Below are 12,764 nucleotides of genomic sequence, written 5' to 3'. Positions count from 1 at the left end.
ACGACGCCGCGAGAGGCCCGCTCCTCGGCCGCTCAGGAGGCCCCGAGGTGGTCCCTGACGCGAAAGAGGACGATCACCTCGCCGGCCACGAGGCCGAGCGTGACCACGAGCTTCACCGCGGCCGCGCCGGCGGCGCCGTGCGCGGGCACCGCCCACAGGTCCCCGGCGGCGATGAGGAGCACGGTGGCCGTCCAGAGGGCCGCGTACGGGCGCTGCTGGCCCGCGGCGAACAGCATCGGGCCGATGGCGAGCTCCGGCACCATCCACACGAGCGCCGTGGTCAGGAGCTGCAGCGGCAGCACGGCGCTCGCGTAGTCGGGGCCGAACACGATCCGGACGAGCGGGCCGCCCATCCACCACACGACGGCGCTCATGAGCGCGCCCGCGGCCATGAGCCCGACGAAGGTGAGCGTGGCGAGGCGCCTGCGGGCGCTCGCGGAGCGGCTGGCGACGAAGGCGGGGAAGACCGCCGCGCGCACGACGCCCGGCAGCATCATGGCGCCGCCGATCATGCGCTGGACCGCGCTCATGTCGCCGACCGCGTGGGGGGTGCTCATCCAGCCCAGCATCAGGAGATCGAGCTGGAAGTAGAGGGGGCTGGCGAGCATCACCACAGCGAGCGGCCCGGCCTCGCGGAGGAAGCCCTGCGGCAGCGCCGCGCCCTCGCTGGACCACTGCCGGCGCTCGAGCAGCTGGGCGGCGAGGGCCAGGGCCAGCGTGAGGGCGACCAGGTGGCCCGCGACGAGGCTCCACGCCAGGCCGAGCGCGCCGAGCCCGGAGAGCAGCGCCCCCGTCCCCAGCCCGAAGGACGTGACCGCCATGGTGACCGCCACCATCACCTCGCGCTCCATCCGCTGGTGCCCGCGGAACACCTGGTTGAGCATCTCGACGAACGAGGCCATCAGCCACGCGGCCGTCAGCAGCCACACGAGCGTCCGGCGCGGCGAGGCCGCGCCCGCGAGGAGGCCGACCACGAGGCCGACGGCGCCGGCGGCCAGCGTCACGGCGAGCTTGAGGCGCACGAGCGGGCCGATGGGAGCGCCGGGATCGCGGGCCACCTCCCGCGCGATGAACAGGTGAAGGCCGAGGTCCGAGAGCTCGCCGAGCAGGAAGCCCACGGCGAAGGCGTAGCTGTAGTCGCCGAAGCCCGCCGGCCCCAGGTGCCGCGCGGCGACCACGGCGAGGAGCATGCGGACGCCGCGCGAGACGAGATCGCTCGCGGTCTTCAGCGCCATGCTGCCCGAGACGCTTCGCCTCGCCGGCGGCGGGGCGTCCTCGCGGAGCGCCGACGACGTCATGGATCGAGGAGATCCCTCACCGGAGGTCGCCGCGCGCGCATGCCGCTCCCCTATCGCCCCGATCGCGGTGCGGTTCAACTTCCCGACAGCAGTCACGTGAAGCGGCAGGGCGCCGCGCGCCGTGCGTGAAGGATCGAATCCAGGAGAGGACCACGTGAAGACAAGCACGGATGGCAACGTTTCGTTGGTGCAGCTCAGGCGGAAGGAGTCGCTGGCCTCGGCGGACATCGAGCCGCCGGAGATCCTGCTCGAGCGAGCCCTCGCCCTGGCGGTGCCGGCCGCGCGCCCGGCCGCCGCGCCGCGGCCCCACGGCCAGACGCGAGCGCTCACGCGCCGCGGCGTGCTGTGGCTCGGGCAGACGTGCAACCTGCGTTGCCACTTCTGCTACTTCCTCGATCGGATCGAGGACAAGGAGCACCCCGAGCACCCGTTCATGTCGCTGGAGAAGGCGCAGGAGATCTGCCGGACCCTCGTCGAGTTCTACGGGAACGACGCGATCGACATCCAGGGCGGCGAGCCGACCATCTGGCGCGACATCCACGCGCTGATCCGGTACTGCGCCGGGATCGGCCTCGCGCCGACGCTCATCACGAACGCGCTGGTGCTCGACAAGCGCGACAAGGCGCAGCAGTTCAAGGACTCCGGCGTCGCCGACTTCCTTGTCAGCGTCCAGGGGCTCGGGAAGGCGCACGACGCGGCCGTGGGCGTGAGCGGCGCGCACGTGCGCCAGATGCGCGCGCTGAACCACCTCATCGCGCTCGACGTGCCGTTCCGCGTGAACTGCGTGATGTCCAAGCTCGCGGTGCCGCAGCTGCCGGCGATCGCGAAGCTGTCGGTGGAGCTGGGGGCGCGCGCCGTCAACTTCCTCGCCTTCAACCCCTTCGCGGACCAGCGCAAGGAGGGCGCACGCACCGCGGAGAACGTGCCTCGTTATGGCGACCTGCGGGGCCCGCTCGACGAGGCCCTGGACGTGCTCGCGCAGGCCGGCGTGGAGGCGAACGTCCGGTACCTGCCCCACTGCATCGTCCCCGAGCGCCACTGGTCGTCGGTGTACAACTACCAGCAGCTCTCGTACGACCCGCACGAGTGGGATTTCGCGAGCTGGACCTGGACCAACAAGGGCCCGCAGCGGATGCGGGCCGGCGCCGTGTCGCCGCCCGTTCCGCTCGGCGCGCGGCCGCGCCTCGGCCGGCTCCGGCAGCCGCTCCTCCGCCTGGCGGACGCGATCGACCTCCGGGGCCGGATGCTCCGCGCCGACACGGACCCGCGGCTCGGCCCTCTGATGAGGAAGCTGGAAGGGCTGTCCTATCGGCTCCTCCGCCGCCGCGGGGATCGCGATGAGGCCTACCGCCACGACGCGCTGAACCGCGTCGAGCACAACGGCTACCAGAAGGGCGCGGGGTGCCAGCGGTGCGCGCTGCGCGACATCTGCGACGGGTTCCACGGCGACTACGTCGCGATGTTCGGCACCGACGAGGCGCGGCCCGTCCTCGATCGCGAGCCGGTCACCGATCCTCGCGCGTTCATCAGCGCGCAGGACAAGGTGGCGCCGGCCAGGGGCGAGGCATGACCGTCGCTGCGCCCTCGAGCGCGCCCCGGGTCGACGTCCTCGGCGTCCCCGTCACGCGGCTCTCCTTCGAGCAGCTGCTGCGCCGCCTGGACGAGGCGTTGCAGGCCGAGCGCGCCAGGCCCGACTACTACACCTACGTCAACGCGTACTGCGCCACGCTGGCGGCGCGCGAGTCGCCGTACCGCGCCTCGGTCTCCCAGGCCGACGTCGTGTACGCCGACGGCATCGGGGTGGTCTGGGCGGCGCGGCTGCTGGGCGGGCCGTGCCCGGAGCGGATCAACGTGGGCCCGGTCGAGCTGGGCCGGATCGCGGACCTCTGCGCCGAGCGCGGGGCCTCGGTCTTCCTGCTCGGCGGCGCGCCCGGGATCGCCGACGAGGTCGCGCGCCGCCTGGCCGCGGAGCGCCCGGGGCTCCGGATCGCCGGCGTTCACCACGGGTACTTCGCCCCCGAGGAAGAGGCGGCGGTGGTCCGGGAGATCAACGGCTCGGGCGCCGCCTTGCTCATCGTCGGCCTCGGCCCGCCCAAGCAGGAGCTCTGGGTGAGCCAGCACCTCGGGGCGCTCCAGGTGCGCGCCACCTGGTGTATGGGAGGGCTTCTGGATCAGGTGGCGGGCGCCGTCGCGTACCCGCCCGAGTGGGTGCGCCGGAACCACGTCCAGTGGCTCTACCGCCTGGCGGTAGAGCCGCGGCGGCTCTGGCGGCGGTACCTGCTCGGCATCCCGGAGTTCATCGGCCGCGTCGTACACCAGCGCCTTCGTCCGGAGAGACAAGCATGAGCGACCAGCGACCCTTCATCCCCATGGTCTTGCCGCAGGTGGACGAGCCGGACGCGATCGCGGCGCAGATCGCCGACGTCCTGCGCTCGGGGCGGCTGAGCAACGGCGGCCCGCTCGCGGAGGGCTTCGAGCGGGCGATCGCGGCGTTCCTCGGCGTCGAGGAGGCCGTGGCCGTATCGAACGGCGCCGTCGCGATCAGCCTCGCCATCGAGGCCGCGGCGGTGCGGCGGGGCAAGGCGATCCTGCCGGCCTTCACCTTCATCGCGACGCTCAACGCCGCGGTGCACGCGGGCTTCGAGCCGGTCTTCTGCGACGTCGACCCGGAGACCTGGACGCTGGATCCGGGGCACCTGCGCCGCCTGCTCGCGGAGCAGGGCGCGACGCTGGTCCTCCCGGTCAACGTGTTCGGCGTCCCGCCCGATCTTGCCGCCATCGCGCGCGAGGCCCGCGGCGCCGGCGCGGCCGTGATCTACGACAACGCGCACGGCATGGGCACCGAGACGGCGAGCCGGGAGGCCGAGGCGCTCCTCACCGCGACGACCTACTCGCTGCACGCCACCAAGGTCCTCGTGGCCGCGGAGGGCGGCGTGGTCGTCTCCCCGGACCGGGAGGTCAGCGCGGCGATGCGCCGGCTGCGCAACCACGGGCTCACGCAGCCGCTCTCGGCGTCGGTCCCGGGGATGAACGCCAAGCTGGACGAGCTGCGCGCCGCCCTGGCGCTCGCGTCCCTCCGCCGGCTCCCGGAGGCGCTGGCCCGCAGGCGGACGTACCTCGACCGGCTGCGCGCGGCCCTGTCCCGGCACCCGCAGGTGTACCGCGCCCAGCGCATCCCGCCGGGCGTGACCCCCAACGGGCAGAACCTCGGGGTCGGGTTGATCGACGCCCCGATCGACGACGCCATCGCGGCCTTCGCGCGGCGCGGCGTCGAGGCGCGCCGGTACTTCTACCCGCCCCTGCACGCGCTGGACTGCTTCCCCGCGGGCGTCGTCCTCCCGAACACGGACCGGCTCTGCGCGGGCCAGGTCTGCCTGCCCCTGCACGGCCGGATGAGCGAGGAGACGCTCGAGCGCGTCGAGGCCGCCATCCACGGCGTCGCGGAGGAGCTGGAGGCGCGGCGGCTGCTCGCGCGCTCCTCGATGCCCGCCCTCCTGGGCGCGACGTAGGGGCGGCTCCAGGGATCCGACGGCATGCGCATGGAAGGAGCGTGGGACCGCCTGAGCACCGCGGCCGGCGTGATCGGGCTCATGGCCTTCGCCGTCGCTGCGTTCACCCCGGCGGCCGCGCCGCTCGATCGCTGGATGGCGTCGGCGCCCGACGCCGGGCAGGCCGACGCCGTGGTCGTCCTCGGCGCGGACGTCGATCCGGACGGGCGGCTCCCCGAGGATTCCCTCCGGCGCGCCGTCGAGGGCGTCGCGCTGTACCGCGGGGGGCGAGCGCCGCTCGTGCTGATGCTCGGCAGCCGCAACGGGCCGGCCAGTGAGGCCGAGTCGCGCGCGCGCCTCGCGCAGGGCCTCGGCGTCCCCGCGTCGGCCCTGCTCACGGAGCCGCGCGGGCTGACGACCGCGGTGGAAGCCCAGCGCAGCGCGGAGCTCCTGCTGCCCAGGGGCGCAAGGAGGATCCTGCTCGTCACCGGCGCGCACCGCATCGTGCGCGCGCGCCGGCTCTTCGAGCGCGCGGGCTTCGAGGTCCTCGCCGCGCCCGTCCCGGAGGGGTCGCCGGCGTCGAGCATCCCGGGGGAGCGCCTCTCGGCGATCGGCCGGCTGCTCCAGGAGCTCGCGGCGCGCGCGCTGTCGCGGCTCCGCGGGGAGGTGTAGCGGTGTCGGACGCGCTCTACATCCTTGGCGTCGTCGCGGCCACGTCCTGCGTGGTCTATGCGGCGGGGCGCCGCCGCGGCATGCGCGCCGGCCTCCTCCCGCCCGCGCTCCGGCGCGCGATCCGCTGCCTGGGCGTGTGCCTCCTGTTCTGGGGCGGCAACGTCGCCGTCGGGGCGGCGGTGGCCCTGCTCGTGCGCGGCCTGGGGCTCGGGTTCATCTGGCTTTACGTCAACACCGACGTCTCCGTCCTCGTCCTCTCCGCGCTCCAGGCGCTCGCCTTCGAGTCGTGGCGCATCGAGCACGAGCGCGAGCGCGCGGCCGGCGCCTCGCGCGCCGACGATCCCCCCGGATTCCCGGCCGCGCCGGGGCCGGCACACGATCCCCCGCATGGGGCAAAAGGAGTGAAGCGATGAGCACTGCAGCCGTGGAGGAGCGTCCGGTCTCGAGCCGGTGGAGCGACAGGGCGCTGCGCCAGACGGCCGGCTACTTCGGGCTCTTCATCTGCCTGGGCCTCATCACGGCGATCACCGGGCCGACCCTGCCGGACCTGGCGCGGCAGACGGGATCGAGCGTCGGGGACATGGGCTCGCTGTTCCTCGGCGGGGGGGTTGGTTACACGCTCGGTACGCTCTGGGGGGGCAAGCTGTTCGATCGCGTGCACGGGCACACCCTGCTCGGGGGAGCGCACCTGGTCGCTGCAGCGTGCCTCGCTATCATCCCGGCCGTCCCGTGGTTATGGCTGCTCGTGGTCCTGGCGTTCTGCCGGGGTCTCGCGGAGGGGTTTGTCAACACGGGCGCGAACGCGCTGCTCCTCTGGACGCACGGGGAGAAGGTCAGTCCCTACATGAACGGACTTCACTTCTGCTTCGGGCTGGGCGCGTTCGTGTCGCCGCTCCTCGTCGCGCGCGTCCCGGGCGCCTGGGGCGGTTACCACGCGGCGTACTGGGCCGTGGCCGCCTTCTCGGCGCTCGTCGCCCTGGGCGTGCTCTCGATGCGACACTGCCCCGAACCCCGGGAAAAGGACGGGAAGGACGCCGCGGCGAAGGGCGCGGATCGCTCGCTGCACCTCCTCCCGGTGCTCGTCGCGGTGCTGTACCTGTTCGCCTACGTCGGCGGGGAGATCTCGTTCGGGAGCTGGATCTACACCTATTCCCTCACGCTGGGCGTCGTCTCTGCGACCGGGGCCGCGTACCTCACCTCGGGGTTCTGGCTCTCGTTCACGATCGGGAGGCTGCTCTCGATCCCGGTGGCGATCCGCTTCACGCCGCGCCAGGTCATCCCCGTGGGGCTGGGCGGCTGTCTGGTGCTGTCCGCGATGATGCTGCTCCTGCCGCCCTCGAGCGCGCTCCTGTGGGGTGTCGCGCTCGGGCTCGGGCTCTTCATGGCGCCGCTCTGGCCCAGCGGCTTCACGCTCGCGGGGCAGATCGTGCCCATGACGGCGTTCGTGACCGGGCTCGTGCTGGTCGGCGACAGCCTAGGCGGCATGGTCCTCCCGGCCCTCACCGGAAAGCTGATCGAGGGGGTGGGCCTGGAGAGGCTGGCCTACTCGCTGCCGATGCTCGTGTTCGGCAGCCTCGTTGTTTGTGCCTTTTCTTATCTCTGTCTGCTCGCCCTCGACAGGAGGCGAGGAGGGGAGGCGCCCGCGGCGAGCGCCGCGCGCGACGGCGCTCCGCCGTGAGGCGGGGATGGATGTGCGGCTTTGGGGGCACACCTGACAAAGAGATATTGAACAGGGAGACGGGGAGGCGGGGAGATTCATGGGATTCTAACTCCCCGTCTCCCCGTCTCCCTGTGAATTTCTCCGAAACAAAGCCGAGAGGATGCTTCAGGGCGCGCCTCTCCTCATGTCGCCGTCACGGCACCTGCGGCGCGGCTCAGGGGGTCCGATATCCCTGCCCTGGGTCGCGCAGGGCGCCGCAGACGCCTCCGAGCGCCTCTCCGACCTCCGGCGACCAGCCCAGGCCGCGCAGCCTCGTCGCGTCGAGGGCGGCGTCCATGGCCAGGAAGCCGGCGAGGGGGCCGTGCGCTGCGAGGGCTTCCGCGAGGCTCCACGAGCCCACGGGGACCCCGGCGGCGTCACCTATCGCCGCGAAGAGCGCCGCCATGGGCTCGGGCGACGCCTCGGCGGCGTGGAATACGCCCCTTGCGTCCGACTCCAGCAGCATCGCGTAGGCCACCGCCAGATCCCGCACGTGGACGGTGGACCAGCGGTTCTCGCCATCGTCGATATAACGCGCCACCCCCGCGGCGCGCGCGCCCTGCACCAGGCCCGCCACCGGGCCTCCGCCGTCGCCATAGACGATGGGCGGCCGCACGACCAGGCCGCGGACGCCCGCCGCGCCGAGCACGCGCGACTCGGCCGCAACGAGCCACTCGAGCGCTCCGCCGGGGTTGACGCTCTCCTCCTCCGGCACGGGCACCCGCGACGAGCGCGCGCGGGGCGCCCCGGTCGTCGTGATGAAGACGCCGCCGCTCATGGCCGAGAGCATCGCCGTGACCGCCGCCTCGTCGGTGGCCGGGCGATCCTCTCCTGTCGTCGCGGCGGTGTGCACCACCCCGTCGCCGGCCGCCGCCGCGCGCGCGAGCACGTCGACCTGCGATAAACTGCCGCAGATCGGCTCCGCGCCGGCGGCCCGCACCTTCGCTGCCGACGCGTCGCTCCGCGCGAGCCCGCGCACCCGGTGCCCGCGCGCGACAAGGGCGCGGGCGACCGCAGATCCGATGAAGCCGCTCGCGCCGGTGATGAAAACGTCCATGGTTGCCTCCTCGTGAATCGGTGGCTGAACCATGGCGACGGACCGGGGGACCCTCCATGTGATAGAGTCCAGCGCTCTTTTGTGATCGTCCAATGCCCGATGTCCTGACAGCGCTGCTCCGCCACGTGCGCATCGAGACCAGCCTCTTCGGCCGCGTCGAGCTCGGCGCGCCGTGGGGCGCTCGTATCGGCCGCCGGGAGATCGTCCTGCTCCACCACCTCCTCGAAGGCGAGATGTGGCTGGAGCTCGGCGACCGAGAGATCCGCGTCGGCCAAGGCGATCTGCTGCTCATGCCGCACGGCGTCCCCCATTGCCTGAGGCACCGGCCGGGGGCAGCCGTCGTCGACGAGGAGCGCTGGCTCTCGCCTCCTCGGCCGGGCGTGCAGACGGTGCGGCGCCGGCTGGGCGGCGACGGCGCGAGGACGGTGGTGCTCTGCGCTGCCATGCACGTCACGGGCGCCGGGCGGCCGCTGCTCCTCCGCGCGCTGCCCTCCGTGGTCCTCCTCGACGGCGGGGCCGGTGAGCCGGTGCCCGGCCTCGGCCGGCTCCTGGACGGCATCCGCGACGAGGTGCGCGGCCGGCGGCCGGGCGCGCCGGTCATGGCCGCTCGCTTCGCGGAGCTGCTCCTCCTGCAGGCCATCCGCGCGGAGCTCGAGCGCCCCGCGCCGCCTGGCTCCTTTCGCGCGGCGCTCGCGGACGAGCGTGTCGCCCGCGCCCTGGACGCGCTCTACCAGGGCCCGGCCCGCGCGTGGACCGTGGCCTCGCTCGCGCGGGAGGCCGGCATGAGCCGCTCGGGCTTCGCCCTCGCCTTCCGCGAGCACGTGGGAGAGGGCCCCCTCCGCCACCTGACGCGCTGGCGCATGGAGCTGGCGAAGGAGACGCTGCGAGAGCGCCCCGGGCTCGCGCTCGCCGAGGTGGCGTCGTCCGTGGGCTACCAGGACGAGGCGGCCTTCAACGTCGCGTTTCGCCGGGAGGTCGGGGTCCCGCCTGGGGCGTACCGATCCAGGGACCGCGAGCCGGGATACTGAGCTTCAGAGAGCGCTGCGTCTCTTTGCTCGACCGCGCTATCTGGTGAGACGATGTCCTTGGAGCCACGGCGTTATGGCTCGGCACCCGTCGAGCGAGCGGATGGATCGGGAAGCATACGCGATGAGCTGTGGCGAGACTGAGAAATTCCCTCACTTGCAGCCCTTTTCAGCGGGCAAATTGAACAAGAAGGACGGGGCGATTGGCCGTCGGGCGCATTGTGGTGCTGTTCGCTGCCCAAAGATATTTGCAGGGATGCGGGAAGATCCTTGCACTTGCAAACGTGTCCTCGCTTTACCGCCTTCCTGTTGGGCTGACAGCACGTCGGGCGCGTTCGTTTCCGATCTGGACAGGGGGGGCCGGTCGGGTAGCGTAGGCTGCCGTGCGTATCGCATCGAGAGCGGACCTGACGCAGGGCCTCGAGGCGACCCAACCCGCTGCGGGAAAAGACTCTCCGCCGGGTGAGGGCGACGAGCGCGGCGAAGGCGACGAGCGCGCACGGCATACGTGGCGTCCAGGCGCCGTCGTCGCCGGCCGGTACCGGCTCGATCGGCTGCTCGGTGAAGGGGGCATGGGCGTGATCTGGGCCGCGAGCCACACGCTGACTGGCAAGCCGTTCGCGCTCAAGTTCGTGAAGGGCGGGGCCGTGCGCGGCGCGGTGGGCATGCGCCTGCTGCGCGAGGCGAAGCTCGCGAGCAGCGTCCGCCACCCCAACGTCGTCGAGGTTCACGACGTCGAGATCGAGAGCGGGGCACCCGTGATGGTCATGGAGCTCCTGTCCGGCGAGTCGCTCGCAAGCAGGCTGCGTCGCGAGCCGAGGCTGCCCCTCGGCGAGGTAGCCTCCATCTTCCTGCCGGTCATCTCGGCCGTCGGGACGGCGCACGCGCTGGGCATCGTCCACCGCGACCTGAAGCCGGAGAACATCTTCCTTGTCGACGGATCGAGCGAGCGGGTCAAGGTCCTCGACTTCGGCATCGCGAAGCTGACGGCCACGAGCGGACAGGACGCCCAGACGACGGGGCTCACCGAGAGCGGGACGAGGCTTGGCACGCCCTGCTACATGTCGCCGGAGCAGACGTTCGGAGACCGACAGATCGATCACCGTACCGACAACTGGTCGCTCGGCCTCATTCTTTACGAATGCCTCTCGGGCGTGCTCCCGACCCGGGCCGACAACGTCGGCCAGGTGTTCAAGATCATCGTGACGGGCGCGATTCCCCCGCTGGAAAAGGTCGCGCCCGACGTGCCCCGGGAGCTCGCCAGGGTGGTTGGCCGGTTGCTGTCGACGGACCGCCAGGCTCGGCTTTCCGACCTGGGCGAGGTCGCTCGCGCGCTCGCGCCGTTCGCGCAGGGCGCGGCGCCGAGCTTCAGCGCGCCGGAGCCGCCCGCATTGGGCCTCTCCGAGCCGCCCAGGGCGCCGGGCGGTGAGGCGGCGGATGGGGACGTGGTGGACCCCCTGGCCGCGACCGAGCGCCTCGGCGCCGCGGCGCGCCGCGATGAGCTCCGCTCGACCGGAAGACGCCTCGGCTTGCGGGCGGCCTGGAAGATCGGCCTCGCGATGGCGCTCGCGGCCGTCATCGCTGGGGCGCTCGCGCTGCGCGGAGGGCCTCGTCCGGTCGCGGCGACCACCGTTCCCGGGCCGCGCTCCAGCTCTACTTCGGCGCTCGCCCTGTACAGCGCCGCGCTCCAGGCCGCTCGCGATGCCAACGAGGGCAAGGCGGTGGACGGCCTGCGGCAGGCGATCTCCATCGATGACTCCTTTGCCGATGCGCACCTTCGCCTCGCGATCTACGCGCCGGAGCTCACCGAAGCTCGGGAGCACTATCAGCGCGCAGAGGAGCTGAGCGCCGCGCTCGACCCCCGCGATCGAGCGCTCCTTGCGGCCATGGATCCCGCGCTCGGCCGCGACCCCGCGGATACGGCGCGCTGCGCGGAGCGGCTGACCGCGCTCACGGCGCAGCACCCGTATGATCGCGACGCGGAGCTGTTGGCCCTCCTCGCGCGTTGCGCGCTGCGATCGGACGTCCATACCAGCGTCGCTGCGGCGAGGCGGGCCATCGGGATCGACCCCCAGTACGCGCAGGGATGGGCCGCGCTGGCGAGGTCGTTGTGGCAGCTCGGGAGCTTCAACGACTCCGCTGCCGCCATCGACCGGTGCCTCGCGATCTCGCCCACGGCGGCCAGCTGTTACGAGATCCGGAGCGAGCACCACAGCGCGCTCGGCCGCTGCGCGGACGTGGAGGAGGACCTGTGGCTCACGCGGCCCATGACGAGCGGAAGGAGCCGGCTGATCTTTCGCAGGCTTGCGTGGTCGAGCTATGCGCAGGGGCGCTCTCTCGACGCTGTCCGCGAGGCGATGCGGCAGAGCCGGGTCTCGCTGCCGCACAAGGAGCGGCGCTTTACCGCGCTGCTCGACGAGTCGAACCTGAACGCGATCCTGGGCAATTTCTCGCAGGCCGAGGACCAGCTACGGCAGGCGCGCATGTACATCAGCGCGGATTCTACGGGGCACGCCGATGTCGTCCGCGCGCTCATCGATGTCTGCCTCGAGACCGATCGCAGGCGCGAGGCAGCGGACATCGCCAAGACGTGTCTTGATAATTATAGCGCCTGCGCCGGCGGCTCGCCGGACCTCTTGCGCGTCATGCTGCATGCCGGCCTCATCGCCAGGGCCGAGTTCCAGGAGAAGGTGGCCGAGCTCCTGTCGCGGTCCCGCGTGCAGGGTGCGGCGGATCCTGCGCGCTCCGCCGTGGTGCAGGCCTACGCGCGGTGGATCGAGCACCCCGAGGAGGCGGCGGAGGCCGTCCCCGTGCTGCCGCTGACCACGCTGATGAGCAATCAAGTCGGGCAAGAGGTCCAGGCGGATATCGGCGCGGTCTTTTACCTCGCGGGCATGCCTCGCCATGCGATCCCCACGCTTCGCAAGGCGGTCACGACGTGCGATATGCTGGGCTGGCCCGTAAGGTACGTCCGCTCGTTCTGGTTTCTCGGTCAGGCCCTCGAGCAGATGGGCGAGATCTCCGGCGCATGCGAGGCCTACGCGAGCGTGATCGAGCGCTGGGGGAACGCCAGCCCGCGCTCGGTGACCGCCGAGCAGACGCGGGCGAGGATGAAGGCGATCGCCTGCGGACCGGTCGACTGACCGCTCCCGCTCTTCGTGCCGGGGTCCGGTCATGGGAACCGGCGGCGCCATTGTTCTGAATTTCAGTTCAATGATGTGCCGAAAATGCAGATTCTCTTCGCTGTGCTGCGCGCCTACACTGGTGCACATGAGCCGAGAGCTTGGCTCGCGCCGCGCCCTGCGGCAAACGACCTATTTACTGGAGGAGAACTTATGCGTGAGGAGACGAGGCGGGCAGCATTGCGTGCAGCAGCAAGGGTCGCGCTGGGAGCGCTGGCCTGTGGCGCCCTGGCGGGCTGCAACGGACGTTACGTCTCTGGTGGGCAGTCGTCACCGCTGGATCCCGACGAGGAGATTCCGGCGGAAGTGCCGGACGCCCCGCCGCCCGCCGGCGGCGGTGCGA

At 72.2% G+C, this 12,764-nt stretch carries 10 protein-coding genes; 8 read left to right on the top strand and 2 right to left on the bottom strand.

The window, feature by feature from the left end; genetic code table 11:
* Positions 1 to 32: 32 nt before the first annotated feature.
* On the bottom strand, positions 33 to 1,298 hold the full coding sequence (locus WMF29_RS35545; RefSeq protein ID WP_437324547.1) for an oligosaccharide flippase family protein: 1,266 nt from the start codon (positions 1,296 to 1,298) through the stop codon (positions 33 to 35).
* A gap of 154 nt (positions 1,299 to 1,452) precedes the next feature.
* Here WMF29_RS35545 and WMF29_RS35540 point away from each other — a divergent pair, with 154 nt between their 5' ends.
* The 6 genes from WMF29_RS35540 to WMF29_RS35515 are packed head-to-tail and all read left to right on the top strand — an operon-like array spanning position 1,453 to position 7,136.
* Entirely contained in the window at positions 1,453 to 2,868 is a 1,416-nt protein-coding gene (locus tag WMF29_RS35540) for a radical SAM protein (protein WP_437324546.1), read from the top strand.
* Complete coding sequence (locus WMF29_RS35535) at positions 2,865 to 3,644, top strand: WecB/TagA/CpsF family glycosyltransferase (RefSeq protein ID WP_437324545.1); 780 nt, start codon at positions 2,865 to 2,867, stop codon at positions 3,642 to 3,644. The genes WMF29_RS35540 and WMF29_RS35535 overlap by 4 nt, the downstream gene beginning before the upstream one ends.
* Positions 3,641 to 4,807 (top strand): DegT/DnrJ/EryC1/StrS family aminotransferase, encoded by a 1,167-nt coding sequence (locus WMF29_RS35530; protein ID WP_437324544.1) that lies wholly within the window; start codon positions 3,641 to 3,643, stop codon positions 4,805 to 4,807. The genes WMF29_RS35535 and WMF29_RS35530 overlap by 4 nt, the downstream gene beginning before the upstream one ends.
* A 24-nt stretch (positions 4,808 to 4,831) precedes the next feature.
* On the top strand, positions 4,832 to 5,458 hold the full coding sequence (locus WMF29_RS35525) for a YdcF family protein (protein ID WP_437324543.1): 627 nt from the start codon (positions 4,832 to 4,834) through the stop codon (positions 5,456 to 5,458).
* A gap of 2 nt (positions 5,459 to 5,460) precedes the next feature.
* Positions 5,461 to 5,871 carry a hypothetical protein gene (locus WMF29_RS35520; RefSeq protein ID WP_437324542.1) on the top strand — a complete coding sequence of 137 codons (411 nt, stop codon included), beginning with the start codon at positions 5,461 to 5,463 and terminating at the stop codon, positions 5,869 to 5,871.
* The gene (locus tag WMF29_RS35515; protein WP_437324541.1) at positions 5,868 to 7,136 is read left to right on the top strand and encodes an MFS transporter; all 1,269 of its coding nucleotides are present in this window, start codon (positions 5,868 to 5,870) and stop codon (positions 7,134 to 7,136) included. Before WMF29_RS35520 ends, WMF29_RS35515 begins: the two co-directional genes overlap by 4 nt.
* Before the next feature lie 196 nt (positions 7,137 to 7,332).
* Here WMF29_RS35515 and WMF29_RS35510 read toward each other — a convergent pair whose 3' ends face one another.
* Positions 7,333 to 8,214 (bottom strand): NAD-dependent epimerase/dehydratase family protein, encoded by an 882-nt coding sequence (locus WMF29_RS35510; protein ID WP_437324540.1) that lies wholly within the window; start codon positions 8,212 to 8,214, stop codon positions 7,333 to 7,335.
* A 92-nt stretch (positions 8,215 to 8,306) separates the two neighbouring features.
* On the opposite strand from WMF29_RS35510, the gene WMF29_RS35505 reads away from it, so the two are divergent.
* Together WMF29_RS35505 and WMF29_RS35500 are read left to right on the top strand one after the other, a co-directional pair.
* Positions 8,307 to 9,242, top strand: coding sequence for an AraC family transcriptional regulator (locus WMF29_RS35505; RefSeq protein WP_437324539.1), 936 nt, complete (start codon positions 8,307 to 8,309; stop codon positions 9,240 to 9,242).
* Between the two features lie 380 nt (positions 9,243 to 9,622).
* Complete coding sequence (locus WMF29_RS35500) at positions 9,623 to 12,382, top strand: protein kinase domain-containing protein (protein ID WP_437324538.1); 2,760 nt, start codon at positions 9,623 to 9,625, stop codon at positions 12,380 to 12,382.
* The last annotated feature ends 382 nt before the right edge of the window (positions 12,383 to 12,764 follow it).

The sequence above is a fragment of the Sorangium sp. So ce381 genome, assembly GCF_051473845.1.
Lineage (GTDB): Bacteria > Myxococcota_A > Polyangia > Polyangiales > Polyangiaceae > Sorangium > Sorangium atrum.
This window is presented reverse-complemented; position numbering and strand designations above follow the sequence as displayed.